At 69.3% G+C, this 17,576-nt stretch carries 16 protein-coding genes; 11 read left to right on the top strand and 5 right to left on the bottom strand.

From position 1 onward, the window contains the following. The gene (locus AC069K_RS30450; RefSeq protein ID WP_478621695.1) at window positions 1-357 is read right to left on the bottom strand and encodes a PRC-barrel domain-containing protein; all 357 of its coding nucleotides are present in this window, start codon (window positions 355-357) and stop codon (window positions 1-3) included. 330 nt (window positions 358-687) lie between these two features. Between AC069K_RS30450 and AC069K_RS30445 the strand changes: the two genes are divergently transcribed. The 3 genes from AC069K_RS30445 to AC069K_RS30435 all read left to right on the top strand — a co-directional run bounded on the left by AC069K_RS30445 (window position 688) and on the right by AC069K_RS30435 (window position 3,016). Further along, window positions 688-1,416, top strand: coding sequence for a hypothetical protein (locus AC069K_RS30445; RefSeq protein WP_478621693.1), 729 nt, complete (start codon window positions 688-690; stop codon window positions 1,414-1,416). 189 nt (window positions 1,417-1,605) lie between these two features. Next, the gene (locus tag AC069K_RS30440) at window positions 1,606-2,103 is read left to right on the top strand and encodes a hypothetical protein (RefSeq protein WP_478621691.1); all 498 of its coding nucleotides are present in this window, start codon (window positions 1,606-1,608) and stop codon (window positions 2,101-2,103) included. 508 nt (window positions 2,104-2,611) lie between these two features. Continuing rightward, a complete protein-coding gene (locus AC069K_RS30435; RefSeq protein ID WP_478621689.1) occupies window positions 2,612-3,016 on the top strand; it encodes a VOC family protein in 405 nt (134 codons plus the stop codon). A gap of 988 nt (window positions 3,017-4,004) precedes the next feature. On the opposite strand, the gene AC069K_RS30430 is transcribed toward AC069K_RS30435, so the two are convergent. After that, window positions 4,005-4,532: a MarR family winged helix-turn-helix transcriptional regulator gene (locus AC069K_RS30430; protein WP_365114482.1), complete on the bottom strand. Its 528-nt coding sequence runs from the start codon at window positions 4,530-4,532 to the stop codon at window positions 4,005-4,007. A gap of 224 nt (window positions 4,533-4,756) precedes the next feature. Here AC069K_RS30430 and AC069K_RS30425 point away from each other — a divergent pair, with 224 nt between their 5' ends. The 3 genes from AC069K_RS30425 to AC069K_RS30415 all read left to right on the top strand — a co-directional run bounded on the left by AC069K_RS30425 (window position 4,757) and on the right by AC069K_RS30415 (window position 6,805). After that, entirely contained in the window at window positions 4,757-5,827 is a 1,071-nt protein-coding gene (locus AC069K_RS30425; RefSeq protein WP_478621686.1) for an alkene reductase, read from the top strand. Between the two features lie 109 nt (window positions 5,828-5,936). Next, on the top strand, window positions 5,937-6,125 hold the full coding sequence (locus AC069K_RS30420; protein ID WP_478621685.1) for a hypothetical protein: 189 nt from the start codon (window positions 5,937-5,939) through the stop codon (window positions 6,123-6,125). Beyond that, complete coding sequence (locus tag AC069K_RS30415; RefSeq protein WP_478621683.1) at window positions 6,122-6,805, top strand: LLM class flavin-dependent oxidoreductase; 684 nt, start codon at window positions 6,122-6,124, stop codon at window positions 6,803-6,805. Before AC069K_RS30420 ends, AC069K_RS30415 begins: the two co-directional genes overlap by 4 nt. A 320-nt stretch (window positions 6,806-7,125) precedes the next feature. Here the strand turns inward: AC069K_RS30415 and AC069K_RS30410 are convergent, their stop codons facing one another. Beyond that, a complete protein-coding gene (locus AC069K_RS30410) occupies window positions 7,126-8,085 on the bottom strand; it encodes an ABC transporter permease (RefSeq protein WP_478621681.1) in 960 nt (319 codons plus the stop codon). A gap of 187 nt (window positions 8,086-8,272) precedes the next feature. Here AC069K_RS30410 and AC069K_RS30405 point away from each other — a divergent pair, with 187 nt between their 5' ends. After that, the gene (locus AC069K_RS30405; protein ID WP_365114474.1) at window positions 8,273-8,743 is read left to right on the top strand and encodes a MarR family winged helix-turn-helix transcriptional regulator; all 471 of its coding nucleotides are present in this window, start codon (window positions 8,273-8,275) and stop codon (window positions 8,741-8,743) included. 105 nt (window positions 8,744-8,848) lie between these two features. Continuing rightward, window positions 8,849-9,253 (top strand): MarR family winged helix-turn-helix transcriptional regulator, encoded by a 405-nt coding sequence (locus tag AC069K_RS30400; RefSeq protein ID WP_478621679.1) that lies wholly within the window; start codon window positions 8,849-8,851, stop codon window positions 9,251-9,253. A 1,760-nt stretch (window positions 9,254-11,013) separates the two neighbouring features. On the opposite strand, the gene AC069K_RS30395 is transcribed toward AC069K_RS30400, so the two are convergent. Next, on the bottom strand, window positions 11,014-11,481 hold the full coding sequence (locus AC069K_RS30395) for an SPW repeat protein (protein ID WP_478621677.1): 468 nt from the start codon (window positions 11,479-11,481) through the stop codon (window positions 11,014-11,016). A 434-nt stretch (window positions 11,482-11,915) separates the two neighbouring features. Here AC069K_RS30395 and AC069K_RS30390 point away from each other — a divergent pair, with 434 nt between their 5' ends. Both AC069K_RS30390 and AC069K_RS30385 read left to right on the top strand, forming a co-directional pair. Further along, window positions 11,916-12,110, top strand: a complete 195-nt coding sequence (locus AC069K_RS30390; RefSeq protein ID WP_478621675.1) for a hypothetical protein — start codon at window positions 11,916-11,918, stop codon at window positions 12,108-12,110. Window positions 12,111-13,415: 1,305 nt separating this feature from the next. Next, window positions 13,416-13,991, top strand: a complete 576-nt coding sequence (locus AC069K_RS30385; RefSeq protein WP_365112287.1) for a hypothetical protein — start codon at window positions 13,416-13,418, stop codon at window positions 13,989-13,991. A 1,945-nt stretch (window positions 13,992-15,936) separates the two neighbouring features. Here the strand turns inward: AC069K_RS30385 and AC069K_RS30380 are convergent. Then, on the bottom strand, window positions 15,937-16,575 hold the full coding sequence (locus AC069K_RS30380; RefSeq protein ID WP_365112290.1) for a dihydrofolate reductase family protein: 639 nt from the start codon (window positions 16,573-16,575) through the stop codon (window positions 15,937-15,939). A 573-nt stretch (window positions 16,576-17,148) separates the two neighbouring features. Here AC069K_RS30380 and AC069K_RS30375 point away from each other — a divergent pair. After that, on the top strand, window positions 17,149-17,496 hold the full coding sequence (locus AC069K_RS30375; protein ID WP_478621672.1) for a hypothetical protein: 348 nt from the start codon (window positions 17,149-17,151) through the stop codon (window positions 17,494-17,496). Window positions 17,497-17,576: the final 80 nt, after the last annotated feature.

Below are 17,576 nucleotides of genomic sequence, written 5' to 3'. Positions count from 1 at the left end.
TCAGCGGCGGGCGAGACGGCGTTCGCCGCTCGCACCCGTTCGGTAGGCCAGCTCGTAGTGCGCGAAGACGGCCTTCTCGGCCTCCGCGAGCAGTTCGCCGTCCGTGTCGATCGACGGCGCGTCCTTGACCTGCTTCTTGCCGTAGACAACCTTCAGATACCCCGGACCGACGGTCGCGCCGGTCAAGGGGACGAACACCAGCCGGTGCCGGGTGGGCAGACCGACCGTGACCGTCGCGAACGCCGGCTCGTCCGTGGCGGTGTCGACGTAGACCGCCTCCAGAACGCCGATCTTGTGCCTCTCGTGGTCGACCACATCATGGCCGCGCCACTCCCTGATGTCCTCCACCTCGAACACGGGGACCTCCTCTGTCGCTGGTCAGCCGAAGACCGCACTCCAGTCTTCCTCTCGTTCCCCCCTCCTTACCTACTTACGGCATGTCACACCCGGTAAAGCTGCCTCATCGCGGGATGAATTCACCCGCCTTGCTTCATTATCGACGGCGACCGTCGGCTCCTGGTCGGTGTGGGCCGGGGCGGCAGGCCGCCAGCCGCCCTCGTCGTCGTCCGGCCACGGGACGGTTCGGCCGACGCACCTTCGCGCCAAGGCCGCTGCGGCTACCGTGAGTTGGCCGCCTCCGGGTCACCTCCGCCACGTCGGATGCGGTTGCAGGGTTAGGCTGACCGGATGACAGCTGATCGCACAGCAGCCAGGCACCGCCGCATCCTCGCCCTGGCCGGCGCGGCCGGGATCGCCCTTGCCGGGAGCGCCTGCTCCTCGTCCGGGAGTTCCGGCGCGGCAGCCTCGGGCGGTGAGAGGCTGTCCTATGGCCGGGTCGCCTCGACGGCGAAGCAGCTGACGGGTACGTCGGCCTGCCCGTTCGGCCTCGACCCGGCGGCGGCGCTGAAGGCGGCCGGTGCCCAACGGACCGTCACCCCGGCGGCGTCCGGCGGCCACCCCGCGGCGCAGGGGACCGTCGACCCGGGCCGCCCGGCTGAGGCCTGGCCCAGCGGCCAGCCCACGCCGCCGTTCGGGCTCCCCTCCAACCCCGCCGTCCCGCCGCACGCGTCCGTCGTCTGCAGCTTCACGGCTTCGCAAGCCCCGCTGGAGATCGAGCTCGTGGCCACGTCCATGGGCGGTGTGGCGGTGAACCTGGCGCTGCCGCAGATCGCCCGCCTCGGCGCCCTGCGCTCCGACGAGGTGATGGCGTTCTCCAAGGACAAGCCCGCGATCGGCCAGACCAGAGTCACCCCGGGCCGGGGCGCGGTCGCCGTCGCACGGGTGGCGGTGGCGGGCAAGGGCGACCTGGCGCTCGTGGTCTCCCAGGGATGGCCCGTCACCAAGGCGGACCCGGCCCTGGCCGGCGAGTCGCTCAGGAAGGTCGCCGAGACACTCGCGGCCCAGCTGCGGCCGTAGGCGCCCCCTCACAGTCCGTGGCGCGGCGAACCGCGCGGCACGCATACGCGAGGGCCGGGGGCTTGTGGTCTCCCGGCCCTCGCGTGTCTCGGTTGCTACTTGAGCACGCCCGCACCTGTCGTCGTCGCCAGCGACACCGGCAGGTTGGCCGCCGAGGTCTCCAGGCCCGTTGTGAGGGCCGGGGTCCACTTGACCGTGCCCGAGCGGAAATTGCTTGGCTGGGACTGGTGGAATCCGGCCGAGGCAGCGGGAGCGACGAACGCGCGGCGGCTGGTGGCGGCCGTCCGCGCAGCCGCCGATGCCGCTGTGGCGCGGGTCTACCTGGAAGAACTGCCACCCAACACCACGCCGGCGGGAGGTGTCCGCCCGTGGACTCCCCCGCAAGCCCCAAGCCGCCGACTCGCTCCACCGGTACCTGCCTCCGAAGAGACCCTGTTCGGCGGGTCGCTGCGCTATGACCTGGGCTGGAACAAGCATGACCAGGCGTTCCTGGAGCTGAATCTGCCGGCCATGATCGTGCGGCTGCCCCGGCTGATCGCGCTGACGGTCAAACTGGCGAGGCAGGCCAACCGCCGCGCGCTGGCGTCTGGTCACGGCCGCGGAGATCGGCCGGGGGCGCCTGCCAGGCCGTGGGGCTCGTCGCGGCCAACCCGGTCCTGGCGCACCTGCTCACGGGTGGAACGATGAGATGGCGCTTGTGGTCGGCAGGCGCTTACTGTCCCGTTGGTGAGATCAAGCCAGCCTATGCCGCCGTGTGCGCTCACACAGTTCTGTGCGCGGTGACGTCAGGCGCGTACACCTCTGCTTTGCTGTACGCGGGGCCGCGTCCCGGCATCGGTCCGCTCGCCGGTCTCGGCGAGTTGCTCGTGGCAGGCTGTGCCGTGCTGACCCTTCTCACGGCGGCCGTCGAAGCCCGGCAGTCCCGCGCCGACACCACGGCGGCGCCGCTGTGGTCGGGGGCGCCCGCGACCGTGTTGCGCGGCTCGGCGGCGCTGGGGGCAGGCGCGCTGACGGCTGTCTTGACCCCGCTGACCTGGGCGTCGCGAAGCCGGCGACGCTCCCGCTCGCCCGTTGAAAAAATGTGCGAGAAAAGGCCCGAGGAGCGATGAGTTCGGTGCCGGGCCGCCGTCTAACCCTCCGTACGGCACACGCGTACGACGGACGCGCTGCACTCAACTCACCGGGAGAGACGCCCATGTACCAGCAGATGATCTTCGTGAACCTCGCCGTGAACGACGTCGCGGCGTCGAAGAAATTCTTCACCAGTCTCGGCTACAGCCTCAATCCGCAGTTCTCCGGCGACGAGAGCGCGTGCGTGGTCATCAGCGACACCATCACCGTGATGATGCTGAGCAAGCAGCACTACGCCCAGTTCACGCAGAAGGAGATCGCGGACTCCGCCAAGACCAGCGAGACGATGCTGTGCCTCAGCGCCGAAAGCCGCGAGAAGGTCGACGAGATCCTCGACAAGGCGATCGCCGCCGGCGCCACGCCCGGCAAGGTCCAGGACTACGGCACGATGTACGGCCGCGCCTTCGACGACCTGGACGGCCACACCTGGGAGTACATGTGGATGGACCCCGCCCAGGTCCAGAACTGACCAAAAGCCCACGCGCGGCGCCGGCCCCGTGATCATCCATCGCGCGCAAAAGCTGTAGCACCTGACAGGCCAAGCCGCGATGGTCGCAGTGGTCAATAGGGCGACCCGGGCGCGGGGCGGGCGACTGGTGTGTGGCCGGTGACGGAACACCGCCTCGCGCCCCACCCCCGCCTGGTAGCTCAGCCCCGCAGTGCGCAGGTCAATCTTCCCCATGGTGTGAGGCCACTGCCGCCACGATCGCTCCCACGGCCAAGCCCGTCATCACCAACCGCAGCCTCTCCCAGCGCGACGCCGCCGACCCCAGATCCGCACCAGCATCCACCTGGCGACTCATGCCACGAACTCTCCAGCGAGTACGCACCCGAGAGCTCCGTGTGCACAACCTCAGGCTCCCCGACCCGATCCACACCACGCCAGCAACGCCCTCGCACGCAATCAAGACACAGGCCGGAAGGGCGGGGTGCCGCCCGCCTTGGGCCTGGCTCGACCTCGGGAACATCGGTACGGGCTGGGCCCCGGCACTGACATCGACCACCGCGGCACCTCCTTTACCCAACCCCTTCTCGATGCCCTCCGCGACCCCGCTACCGGTCTCCCGCATCGGCGTCGCCGGGTTCGGGTCGGCGACCGCAGACTGCCGCTGTTCCTTGTCCTTGTCGATCCGATCGGCGTACCTATGGCCCCTCGTCTCGGTCCCCGCCCAGAGGAGGCGGCCGGCGGGTCGCCCCCCCCCCGCTTCCTGGCCGACTCTTGGCGGCATCGGCCAGCGTGGGTGCGGCGGTCAGGATCACGCGGGCGCCTGGCGAGTCGAGTCCAGGCAGGGTGTCCTGGTCAAACTCTCCCGTGCACACGATCACGCGTATGCCGTCCTAGTCCGGCAGCACCGCCACCTGTTGCCCCATCGGCACACTCGTGCCTGCTTTGGGCCTGGTCGCTTGTCCGTAGCCGTTGGCGTGCGGCCTGAAGTCGGCAGTTGTCCGTGCGCTGTCTACTCCTCCAGCGCGGCCGCGCTCAGGGCCAGGTTGTGCTCCAGTCGCTGCAGCACCTCCAGGGTTGCAGTGCGCTCGTCGGCGCTGAGGTCGCCGGTAGCGGCGGCTTCGAGTTCCGACCAGGTCCGTTCGACTTCCCGGCGCAGGGCGAGGCTGGCAGGGGTGGGTTCGACGATGACGGCTCGCTTGTCGGTGGGCGAGGGGCTGCGGCGTACAAAGCCAGCATTCTCAAGGCGCTGGACGGTGCGGGTCATGGTGGCGGCGTCGGAGTCGATCAGACGTACGAGGTCGGCCTGGCGCTGGGGGCCGAGTTCCCACAGCTGCATCATCACCAGTTCCTGGCCCGGATACAGCCCGACGCGGCGCAGAAGCTGCCCGGCGATCATGCGGTGCAGGCGGGCCACGCGGAAGACGGCGTGGCTGATCGGGCCCGCGTGGGCGGATGCCGGCACCGGCACGGTCGCCGCGCTCACCGCCGCCGCACCTGCCGCCCGGGCGTCGGCCTCACCCGAAGGCGGATGTGTCATGACTACGCACTCTTCCCAAAGAAACTTGCCCGAGCAGTGACAGGCCCAGTCTGCCATGACAGAGCCCAGCCTTCTTCGAAACCTTGCTTCACCTGTAGATTTACACTGTGATGCGGGTCACTACAACCTCAGGGAATCCGCTCCTCCATGCTTTAGTTGTTCGGACAGTAAACGCGTCGGGGACCGTGGAACGGCCCGGGCGCCCCCGCTGGTGAAGGAACGACATGACTACTGCATTCGACCCGATCGACCTGGGATCCGTGCGACTGGCCAACCGGGTCGCCATGGCGCCGATGACCCGCAGCCGGGCCTACGGCCCCGGTGCGAGCGCGACGCCCGCGATGGCGACCTACTACGCGCAGCGCGCGGCCGCCGGGCTGATCATCACCGAGGGCACCCAGCCCTCCGCGGTCGGTCAGGGCTACCCCGACACTCCGGGCCTGCACTCCGAGGAGCAGGTGGCGGCCTGGCGCAAGGTGACCGAAGCAGTCCACCGTGAGGACGGCGTGATCTTCGCCCAGCTGATGCACACCGGCCGCATCAGCCACCCCGCCCTGCTGCCCGGCGGACTGCACCCCGTGGCGCCTTCGCCGGTGGCAGCCAAGGGGCAGGTGTTCACCCACGAGGGCCCCAAGGACTTCGTCACACCCAAGGAACTCAGCGAGGCAGAGATCAGCGCAACCATCGCCGACTTCGCAGCCGCGGCACGCAATGCGATAGCTGCGGGCTTCGACGGAGTGGAGATCCACGGTGCGAACGGATACCTGATCCACCAGTTCCTCGCCCCCAACACCAACCAGCGTGCCGATGGCTGGGGCGGCTCCGTCGAGGGCCGCATCCGTTTCGCAGTCGAGGTCGCCGCCGCCGTGGCCGAGGCGATCGGAGGCGGAAGGGTCGGCTTCCGCGTCTCGCCCGGCAACCCCTACAACGACATCGCCGAGGACAACTTCGCCGTGACCTACGCGGCGCTGGTCAAGCAGCTGGCCCCGCTGGACCTGGCCTACCTGCACATGCTCGAAGGCCCACACCGCGACCTCACGCTCCAGCTGCGCAAGGAATGGCAGGCCGCCTTCATCCTCAACCCTTTCACCCATCCCGACACCACCGGCCCCAACGCGCTGGAACTGATCGAGGACGGCACGGCAGACATGATCGCCTTCGGCGCGCTGTTCCTGGCCAACCCCGACCTGCCGGCCCGCCTCGCCGTGAGCGGCCCCTACAACACCCCCGACCCCGCCACCTTCTACGGCGGCGACGAGCGCGGCTACACCGACTACCCCACCCTCGCCGTCTGACGTGTCAAATACGCGGCGGAGTCCCTGCGGCTCCTCATGTGCTGTGCCGACCCATGGAAAGTCCCTGCCGGGCGTGCCGGGCTGGGATGCAGAGGAAGGGTGCAACCCGATGGCACTGCCTGTCTTGTTCGGCGCCAACGTCGACCCCTTGTGGGCCGAGGCGGGCCGGCCGCTTCGGCTGGCGACGCAAGCGGAGCGTGACGGCCTGGACCTGATCACCGTCCAGGACCATCCGTACCAGAGCGCCCACTACGACAACTGGACCCTTATGTCCTCGCGGCGGCCACCGAGCGGGTGACACTCGTCCCCACGGTGGCGAATCTGCCGCTGCGGCCGCCAGCGATGCTGGCCAAGGCTGCCGCGAGTTTCGACGTCCTCTCCGGGGGCCGCCTGCGGCTGGGACTGGGGGCAGGGGCCTTCTGGGAGGCGATCGAGGCAATGGGCGGACCCCGTCGGGGCAAGAGGGAGGCCGTCGACGCTCTCGCGGAGGCCATCGATGTCATCCGTGCGATGTGGAGCGGGCAGCGGTCGGCCAGAGCGGGCGGCGCCCATTACCGCGTCGCGGGAGTGCACCCGGGCCCCACGCCGTCGCCGACGCTGGATATCTGGCTGGGCTCCTACGGCCCTCGCATGCTGGCACTGACCGGCGCCAAGGCCGAGGGCTGGCTGCCTTCCCTGGCCTACCTGGGCCTGGAAGCCCCTGCGGACGCGACCGCCAGAATCGACGACGCCGCCCACGGCGCCGGACGCGACCCCGGCCACATCCGCAAGGTCTACAATCTCGGCGGCCTGATCACTCCCACCAAGCGCGGCGACTTCCACGGCCCCGCAGGCCAGTGGATCGACCAGACCATCTCCCTGGCCACACAGCGGGGGATGAACGGCTTCGTGTACTGGCCCAGCGAGGACCACGAACGCCAGCTGGCCCTCTTCGCCCACGAAGTCGTCCCCGCCGCACGCTCAGCACTCTCCCCCTGACCGACAGACCGTAGGTCAAGTGCCTCACCCTGCCGCAGGAGTAGGGCCCCGACCTGCTTGACTGCTCGCCACAAGGAGCCCTCTGCAACTGTGGTCCTGGCGTGCGGTGTTCCTGCTCAACGTCGCACTCGCACTGGCAGCGTTCCTCGGCACGCTCGTTTTCGTGCCGGAGTCCTCCGAGGCCGATCCGCCGGCAGTGGACGTGGCCGGAGCGGTCCTGGTGGCCGTCCCGCGCCCTCCCATCCTGCCCCGGGAGCGTGAGCAGCCCCGCGAGCATCAGCAGGATCGCGGGGCCGCCGAGGGAGGACCGGCAGGATTCTTTACGGGGTGTGCGGCCGATCCTTGCGGGCGCTCCGCAGATCGCGCAGGTAGAGCAGGGCCACGCAGGCGAGGAACCACGCGGCCAGGACGGCGAGGCCGGACCACAGGCCGTCATTGTGGAAGTAGGACATCCCCTGCAGGGCGCGCACCCCCGCGCCGACGGGAAGCACGCCGGAGAGCGGGTGCAGCCAGTCGGGCAGGTAGGAGGCGGGCATGACCCCGCCGCTGGTGGCGTTGCCGAGGATGAGCAGAACGACCGAGGCGATGGCGGCGCCGGCGGATCCGGTCCATTTCACGATGGCCATGGTCGCGCCGCCCGCCGCCATGGCCATCAGGGCGGTCACCACAGCTGTGCCGGCGAAGGGGCCGGGAAGGGCGCCGAAGCCGGTGTCGCCGGCCAGGAGGGCAACGATGATGCCCCCGAGGGCCCCGAAAAGGGTGAGACTGGCGATGCGCTGGCGAAAACGCAGGGCCGGTGCGGCCTGGTAGGTCATCATGCCGAACAGGTAGCCGGCCAGGACCAGGCCGAACGCGGCGTAGAAGACCGACAGGCCACGGGTGTCGCCGGTGGACACCGCGAGGATGTCCTGGGCGGCCGGGGGCGGGCCCACCTCGGGGCCGGCTTGGGCGAAGGCGGCGGTGAGGGTGGCGGTCACAGAAGGGCCGTTGGCGCCGGCGTACAGCAGCTTCCCCCTCCCCGCGCCGCGGTCGGGAACGTAGGCGGCGTAGACCTCACGGCGCTCGACCGCCTCGCGGGCCGCTGCCTCGTCGCCGTAGGGCCGCACGTCGAAACCGCCAGATATGGCATGTTCCAGGCCGGCTTCCAGCCGGTGCGCCTCGGCGGTGGTACCGACCACCGCAACGGGCAGGTCATGCGGGCGGGGGGCGTGAAACGCGGCGAGGTACACGCTTACGAAGATCGTCCCGATGGCGAGCACCACTGCGACGGGAAGCAGCACGCCTTTGAGACCGGAACGAGGATGGGGCTCCGGGGCGGGGTCGGTTATGTCGCCGTGTGTGTCCGGCAAGACGTCGGTCGGGCGGAGTGGGGTCGGGGCTGGCATGAGGGGGGACCGTCCAGAAGTTGTAAGCTGCCTGATAACAACAGCAGTAAAACATAAGTTGCCTTACAAGCCGGGGAGCCACGTGAACGACAAGCCCATCCACACCGGCTACCTGGCCTGGCACTTCGCCCAGGCCATGGGCGCCCGCCTGGAGAAGGAACTGCGCGCACTCGAGCTCAACCTCGCGCAGTACAACGCCCTCCAGCACGCCGATAGCCAACCCGGCATCTCCAGCGCGGACGCCGCCCGCCACGCAGGCATCACCGCCCAGTCCATGGGCTCCGCCGTGGGCAGCCTCACCGAACGCGGCCTGATCACGCGCTCACCCCACCCCACCAACCGCCGCGTCCTGTGCCTGCACATCACCCCCGACGGCTCCCGCCTGCTCACACAGGCCAGCGCTGTCGTCCGGCACATCAACGAAGAGGCCCTGGCCATCCTCGAACCCCAGGAACAAGCTGACGTCCACCGCCTCCTCCACCGCCTGGTCACCCACCTCAACCCCGGCGCCCTGCCCCCCACCCCAGCCCCCAAGGCAACAACAGGCCCGTAAAGCCACCACGCTCTGCCCCGCCCGCACCACCTGCACCCTCCTCCTGCCCGCCGTGCGGGCCGCTACCGAGGCCACGCGATCTTCCGCGTCGCCCGACTGCACCGCATGCTTGCCGGCCAGCTGCTGCGCCACGTCGGCCTGCACCCGGGCCAGGAACTGGTGATGATGCAACTATGGGAACTCGGGCCGCAGCGCCAGGCCGATCTCGTCCGCCTCCTGGACTCCGACGCAGCCACCATGCCCCGCACCGTCCGCCACCTGGAGACCTCCGGCTTCGTGCGTCGAAGACCCTGCCCGACCGACAAGCGGGCGGCCATCATCGAGCCCACACCCGCGAGCCACGCGCTGCGCCGCGAAGTTGAGGACCTACGGGGCCGGCTGGAAAGACTCTCCACCACCGGCTTGAGCCCGCACCAATGCGGGGAAGCCCTGCGGGCTTTGGAAAGCATCGAAACCGCGCTGTCCGCAGCGGTCGCCTCCCACCATCAGGCCCCCGGCCCCGCGCGCTGATCCAGATCCCGGGCGAAGCGGCAATGACCCCCAAGCCAAGGTCCTCTAGGGGTCCCACAGGCTGAGCGGCGCTGTTGCTGATTCCTTGATCAGTCGTTATCCCGGTCGTGGATGATCGTGGTGACGACGCTGTGCCTTTTGCGGCCCTGCTGGGGGCCTACTGGCTGGGACTGGAATCTGAGTCCGGTGATCAGCACCGTGTGAAGGAGTGTGAGGGCGGCACGGGGCTGCGGCCGTTTCCCGCCGGCCGGACCCTCATGGTCGCTGTCGCCGCAGTCACCGTGGCCGCCGCAGTTGCAGCTGTCTTGGTATAGAACCTTGTAAGAGGCTGCCAGCGCAGGGGCGCCGCCCATGGTCAGGGCTGGCCATCGTGAAAGGTGAAGACGTCCAGCAGTTACACGTCGGCAACGAGCACGATCAGGCATCCTCCGGTCCAGTTGCCGGAGCGGACGGACTGAGCACCTTGGGCAGGACCGTGCCGTCCGTGCTTCAGGACCCTGGCAGGCCTGGACACGAGGAGGACATCGCCCGGGGCGCAGTCACGCTCGTCCGCAAGCGGACCTGGCGGCATGCCGCGCGCGGCGGGGCGGAACGGCGACCGGGTGACTGGGTCTGAGCGGGAGCGTTGAACTCGTGAGCCTCACTAGCCGTCCTGAGGTTGCATCCCCTGGTGCCAGACCACATGGCCGTGGCTGGGCCCCGGCCGGTCCGGCAGCAACACTGCCGGACGCCGTCCAGCTGATCGAGCGGATCGGCGAGGCCGTACGAGCGGGTGACGATCCGGCAATCAATGCCCTGCTCCAGCAGCTGGCCAATGTCGACGCCACCGAAGCCTTCGTGCTGTTGCACCGGCCGAGTCAACGAGGACCTGCACCGGTGCCCAGGAGAGGCCGCCGGGTTTTGCCGCACAGCAGGACCAGGGCGACCGGCCGGATTCCGACCGCACTCCGCCGGGATGTCAGCTCTCACACTCCCGCGTCGACGCGGGGGCGCAGCGCGCCGGTGCTGGCGAAGGTGCCGACGCTGATGCAGTCGGCCCGGTCGTTGAGGCTCAACCTCTGTTCGGTGATCCCCCACTGGCTGCCCTTGGTCCAGCGACCGTTCTCGAAGAAACAACCCCTCCGATTCGCCCTGCCGCTGTGGCTGTTAAGGGCGTTGTAGGGCTCACTGCGCCGGAAGGTCTGCCGACCCGCGCGGCGCACTGCTGCCGGCCAAGGCGCAGAGGCCCTTCACCGTGATGCCGAACAGACTAGCGAGCTCGACAGCTGGTAGCCAGCCCCACCTCGCGCGTTCCTGAGGGGCGGCGGCTGTCGGCCCTTAGGAGGCCGGTGCAAGCTCGGAGGCCTTCTCCGTGCGAGTGGCGAAGGAAGCCCATCGGCGAGCTGTCACGGCGCCGAAGAACGTCCGGACGATTTCTGGACCGCCTTCATTGGGGTGGAGGTGGAGGGTCCAGGGCAGGCGCGCGCGGCGGATCGCTTCTGTGGGGGGCTGCGGACGGCAGGTAATCGTGTGGTCGAGGCCGTCCACGCTATTCGTCGACGTCGGGGTGCCCGGTGCCGCCGCTGGGGCATTCAGCAAAGGCATCGAAGTTCCTTTGCTGAATGCGTTGTTCGGCGTGAGGATAATCGAGCCCTCTTCGCAGCGTTTGGTCCGAGGGCTCGAGCAACCGCCACCCAGGAGCGACGGCAGCACGGGCCCGTAGGACTGCCGCCCCAGGCCAGGCCGGGGCGGCAACGGGACGTGCCGGTTTCCGGCCCCTGTCAGGCTCCGGGCATGGGGCGGTGTGTACCGGAACCGCGGCGGCTGGTGTTGTCGCGGGCGGCGGACGCGGCGGCCAGGGCGAGGAGGGTGGCGAGGGCGCCGGTGATGAGGTTGCTGGTGATCGAGCGGGTATGCGCCACGTCGCCCGCGACGACCCATGGGGCCACGCAGGTCCAGATTCCTATGGCGGCCGCCGCCCAGGCCATGGAATGGGTGCGCTCGTAGGAGTTGCCCAGCCCTCCCAGGAGAAGCATGTAGGCGATACCTGCGATGAGGTTGGTGACGGCGAGGGTGGTGAAGCCGTTGAAGCCGACGATCCACGGGGAAGCGGCGAGGAAGAGGCCGGTGAGCAGAGCCAGGGCCTCGACCATCTGAGCACGTGGGGTGGCGGCCGCGCGGTCGTGCCGGGCACGCAGTTCCATCAGGTCGGGGTGCTCCTCGATGGGCGTGCGGTGGGTTGACGTCATGATGGCCTCCAGAGAAGGAGTGGTTGACTCCCACCTACCCGTAAGGTGGACATAAACTCATAAATAGGACTACCGGTCTGGAAGCCTTCACTTGGTCACGGCGGGGAGGCCTCCGCTCAGGCGGTGACGCTCCCAGCTCTACGCTTCCGCCACTGCCGAGAAGTGCGCCACAGGCTCGGCACGGACCCGACAGGGCATCGCTCAGGGCCTCCGATGCAGGTCCATCCAGACAGTTCCGTCGCGAGAAGGGCAGAGGTCGGCCACCGGTCGACGACAAGCGGCACCTGCCCTGAGTACCTGTCTTTTTACCCCGCCGTGCGCCCGCAGGGCCCATCCCTTTCGTCCCACGACCGGCTTAACAGGGCATGCACGTGGGCGCCTGCGCAGGTGTGCTGAAGACGCCCCTTCCCTGCTACCGGAGGTATGTCACGCGTATGCGCACTGCTATCACCGTCATCACCCTGGCCAGTGCTCTGAGTCTTTTCGGCCCCACCGCGGCCCACGCCGAGCCACTTCCCCCGGAACCCCTCCCCCAGATCCCCGAGATCAAGCTGCCCGAGATCAAGCTGCCCGACATCCCCGGGGTTGAGCTCCCCAAGTTCCCAGGGTCCCTGCCGACCCGGTCGTAACAGGGGTCAAAGACAGGCTCTGAGCTTGTCCTGTTTGGCTCGTGCCTACGCTGGCCATTCGTAGGATCAGTGAGCCCGAGGACTCCGGGTATCGCAGTCAGGTTGCCGCCGCTGCGAGGCGCTGCTGTGAGACGGGCCGGTTCGCGCGGGTGCCCACGTCGGCCCTTGCCACGTCACCATGCTCTGTGCCCTCCCCATAGAGCATTCCCTCGCCCGACGCCCACCTCAATGCGAGGTCCCGCTGCTTCTCTATCGGCAAGCCCTGCACGTTGGCCTTGCTCTCCGGGCTAAGGTGACGTGCGGTGCGAGGAACGCCAGCTACTGAGCGGCCTTCCGTTTTTCCAGGACATCTGCGCACCAGCGTTCGGCGACCTGCGGGTGGGCCTGCATCCAGCGTTCGAGTGCGCTTTCGCCGAATGCGGTCAGGTGCGGGCCGTCGGCACCGTCGGTGGTCCGTCCGCCGTGCGGCCAGCTCGGTCGGCAGCGGAATCGGAGTGACGACCGTGTCCAGGTGTGGGCCGAAGAAAAAGGGGATGGAGTAACGGTCGACGCCGGTGCGGACTGATGGCTCGATGCGGCGTAGCGTTCAGGTATCCCTGGGTTGCAAGCGAGCAGCAGCGCGACGCGGTCGTCCTGCGGGTTACGGACTGGACTGCACCACCACGGCGGCCGTCAGCGGACAGGCACTGGTACGCGGCCCCTGGCAGGCTGTCCCCGTACGCCGAAGGGCCGCCATCCTGCGGCTAGCGGTGCGGTCGCGATGTCGTTGCAGCCTGTGGCGTCGGGTTCCGGAGCAATGTGTTCCATGTCCCTGAATCCGGGGGTGGGGGTTGAGGGGTGAGCGCACAAGGAGACTAGACCGCTGTGGTCGCCGCAGCGGCTCTAGCATGCCGACCTTCCGCAGGCAGCGGGGGCGAGCACCGACCGCAGCCCTCGGCCGCCGCGGCTTGCGCGGGTGCTCTGCGGGCTGGACGCGCGCCTTCGGCTACGTGACCGCAGCCGGACGGGTCCAGGACCGGCGGACGGCCTCGCATGACGACGCGAACCCCTCAAACGGTCAGCTTCCCGCTGGCGGCACCCACTACGAGCCGAGGCCGGCTCCGTTTTGCCCCGCACCCGGAGAGACCAGGCGTGCCCAGGGAGAAGGGAAGGCCTCCCGCTCCGGATGCACAAAAAGGACGCACCGGTCAAGGGGACCACTGTGCGGACGGTCACCTTGACGGCCATCACTACTTAGGCGAGCCTTACCTCGCCCGCCCCTCGTCGGAGTGTGCCCCCGACTTGCAGAACGATCCTGGAGCAGCCATGTCCGCCGCCGACGCCACCGCAAACCCGCACAGACCCGGCCAGGACACGGACCTGCTCCAGCTCCCCCGCTGGTGCCAGACGGCGGCGGCATCCCTCGCGGTCTGTGCGGGCTGGGCCGCGACGATATGGATCGCCCAGCACCTCAAAGCCGACGCCACCCTGCACACCGCGGCCCTGTTTACCCACCTCGCCTGCCTCGTCCTGGGCTTCGGCGCGGTCCTCGCCATCGACTACTACGGCGCCCTGTGGCTCACAGGCCGCAAGACGCTGCGCGAGGTCCTCGACTTCACCGCACCCCTGCATACGCCCGTGTGGCTGGGCCTCGCGGGCCTGCTCTTCAGCGGTGCCTTCCTGAAACCCGACCTCACCTCACCGCTGACCTGCGTCAAGCTCGTCCTGGTCCTCGTCCTCGCTCTCAACGGCATCCAGGCATCCGCCCTGCACCGCCGGCTGGCCGCCACCAGCGGCGAACCCAGCCGCCCCCTGCTGATCCGCAGCACCATGACAGCCGCCGTCTCACAAGGCGCCTGGTGGGGCGCCGTCACCATCGGCTTCCTCAACAGCCAACACTGAACCCCACGCCTCCGCCCGGCGTCGCTGGCGATCCACCCCGCGTTCTGGGCCAACTCGCCGATCTGCAGCAACAGCTCGCGTCCCACGTCCTGGTCGTGGGTGCCGTCGCGGTAGAGGCGCAGGGCGGTCCGGAGTTCGCGCAGGGCAGGGCGGATGAGGTCACCCCCGAGCCAGCGGTTGCCCGGTGTTCGGTCTGCTAGTCCCGTCCTGCCGCACAAGGCATGAGGTAGGCACAGCGCTGCTGAGTTGATGACCAACGCTCTCATTCGTGGCCGTCGACGGTGCGACGAAGCCTTCACCGCTGCCGTTGAAGCGGTGGCTGTAGGGTGCGGGGCCGCGCGGCTCCCCTCCGCGCCGCCCCACTCGGACCCGGCCCTGTGCCCGCGCGGCAGGCGGGAGTCCGCCGCGGGACGCCGACCGGGAGACTACGGCTTCCAACTACGGCATAGAGCCTGGGCAGGTCGGGGTGGACTTCCAGGACCCCGACGCCAGCGGTCGTCAGACGGCCGGCAAGAGGCCCCCAGCACACCAGGGCCGCAGCGACTCCTCGCGAGAACCAGCAGCTCGCCTCCGGCACGGCGGACGTTGGCGATGCTCAGGATCTCGTAGACCCTCATGATCCTGGCTTCCGGTCGGCCGGTACGTCAGCGGCGAAAAGGACACCCTCGTCTCCAGACGGCACACAGTCCGGAACTGGCCGCTGCCTGACCACACTCACGCCGGACGGTAGCGGAATGGATGCGGAGCGTGAAGGGGCCCGTCACTCCCGTCGACCCGCATTCACGGTGCCGATTGGCGACTACCGGCAGCCGCCAGTACCGCCCTACGCCGCCTGCCAGATGATGCTCAGGGTAGACCCCGGCGGGCTGAACTCAGCTAAACGCCAGGCCCACCGCCGTCCCGGCCATCACGCCGCCCCTGTCGCCCAAGGGCCCGACCGCGCCCTGACTGCCGCCTGCCAGCCGCAGTCTGACCAGAACGAGGCTCCTCAACCATCCCTGCGCGGCGGTACACAAGGAGCAGTAGCAACTCCCCGGGTTCAGGGTGCGCGGGTTACGGCTCAGGCAGGAGTACAGCTGTCACCGCCCACCTCTGCCAGACGGGCGCCGTGCGCGCGGGCAGGACCATGCACGACGGCGGGTACGTCACCTGACATCAGGGACGACCGCGCGTGTCCGCCAGGCGAACTGCCCACCCTGGCGGACGCGCCCCCTCCATTCGAACGCCTGGCCGTTTGCGGCGCTGGAGACCATGCCACCAGCGCCGCAAAAGAAGCGGCAGGTGCAGGTGTTTACGCACGGGGGGTCGCCTGAGGACAGGCTCGATATGAGGGCGCGGGCCGCTCGCCGCGGGGCCCCGCCACCGGGAGGGGCGGTGCGCAGCGCGGCTGTGCCAACGCGAGCCCAGCGCTGCGCGGCGGTGTTCTCAGTGTCGTGTGAATCGGGCGGGCCTGTGCCAATGCCGTACCAGGCGATGCAGTCCGGGGGCGGGCGCCGCTCCTGGGCGCGGCACTTCGCCGCCTCCCGCTCACGCCCGGCCGTGATGCGCTCTCGCGGAGGCCGACCCGCCTGGCGTGCCAGGCCACTAGTGCCTCCGGGCGGGGCAGGTCGGGCAGCAGACCGGTCACTGCCGCAGGAGGGGCGGTCAAGGCAGAAAGGTGGGCGGGACTTCACCGTCCCCCACGCCTAGGTGAGAACCTGCGCCCCCCAGGTTCATCCCGATACGGCGACACGCCACTCCTCGCAGGCACCCGGGGGGCAGGCTCCGTCCAGGCCATTGTGTATGCACCGCGCATCTCGCGCGACGTCCTGGCGCGCTGGGCGGGGACTGCCTCGCGGACGTTGCCATGCTCTGATGTGAGCTGGCACGAGAGCACGCCTACGATGACGAACCACCGGAGCGTGCGCAGCAGCACACACGACGCGGCGAACCCTGAACCCGCGCATCAGCGGCGGACCAGCACCGCGTGTGTGACGGTCGGCGAGCCGACCAGCTCAGAGACCCGGTAGCCGTCGATTCCGTCCGCCAGATTGTCGAGCAGCCGCTCTCCACGCCCGATGAGCATCGGCGCGATTACCAGGTGGAGCTGGTCGATCAGCCTGGCGCGCAGATACTGCTGGATGACCGCTGCGCCGCCGCCGATCCGGACGTCTTTGCCGCCCGCGGCGTCGAAGGCGCGCTGCAGCACCGTCTCCAGCGGTTCGTCGGTGAAGTGGAAGGTTGTGCCGCCGGCCATCTCCAGCGCCGGGCGTAGATGGTGGGTGTGCACGAAAACGTCGTGGTGGTAGGGCGGGTTGTCGCCCCACCAGCCCTTCCAGGACTCGTCCTCCCACGGCCCGCGCTGCGGTCCGAACATGTTTCGCCCCATGATCGTGGCGCCGATATTCAGCTCGCCCCGGACGAAGTAGTCGACGTCGATTCCGGTCCTGCCTGCGGCCGAATCCTCCGACGCGGACACAAACCAGCTGTGCAGGTCCTCACCCCAGCCGACGCCGTCGCCGAACGGGGCGTCCAGTCGCTGGTTCACGCCGGCGACGAAGCCGTCGAGGGAGATCGTCACGTTGTGTACGCGGACCTTGGGCATGGCCTCACCTCTCGTGTGGTTGCTCTTCTCTTACCCCTACGTCGAACAGAGCCCGCCGGAATCGACACCGCCGCCCACATTCTTTCGGCGGCTCACACCGGTGCCCAGCACCGCACCCCGGCGCCGAATGCGCGGCCCGGGCGGAGCGCCGCGACAGGCAGCATGCCGGCGCCGCCCAGACGGCGCTGTCTACTACTCCGGTTGAAACGGTCGCCGCATATCAGGGCTGTTCCGCAGGAGTGCCAGTCGGCTTGGCACCAACCTAGCGCGACAGCACGTTCAGGGGGTCGACCAACCGTGAGCCTGTCCCCGAGCCGACGGCAGGCGAGGTCGCCGCCCCCCAAGCTCTGCAACGTGCCCTGGACGACCTCTTCCACGGCTTCAGCCTTCCGGCTGCGACGGCAGCACCTGGCCGCGCCCAGCGGTGAGAGGCCGAGGCCGGCTTCCTGACTGCCGGCTGAAGCATTCACGCCGCTGCGGTCGCCAGCCTTTCGGCCACCGTCGGGGGGTGAGCTCGGCGTTGTCGATGACCCATCCGTCCCGACCGGCGGGCCGTCCTGATGGGGTTCCAGTGTGTTCGTCGCGGTGACGTTCGCCGGGGTCGTCTCGTTCGGTGGTGCGACCTTCCACGGCACCGCGGCTGCCTATGGCGGTGCGACGTTCTCCCGGGCATCGAAGGTGGGGCCGCTGGTGTGCTCCGGGACGCTCGGCCTTTCCGGTTGTGCGTTCGAGGAAGCTGTGACCTTGGAGATCGCGGCGGCTGCGGTGCTGTGTTGGCGGACGCGGTGGGAGGCGACCGCGATCTTGCGTTTGCGTTACGCCACCGTCGACCTGAGCGACGCGCTGTGGTCGGCCCCTGTGGCTGTCACCACCTCCCCCGCCTTCCCTGCTCCCTTTGCCCCGACCGCCCGCCGGGCCTGATGGACGAAGTGCTGTTGTCGGGTCGGCAGGCACGGGTCAAGGTGTCGTCGGTACACGGCGTGGACCGCCGCCCATCTGGT

Source organism: Streptomyces sp. NPDC043908 (assembly GCF_056435525.1).
Note: the sequence above shows the minus strand (reverse complement) of the source record. Positions and strands in the feature narration are given on the sequence as shown.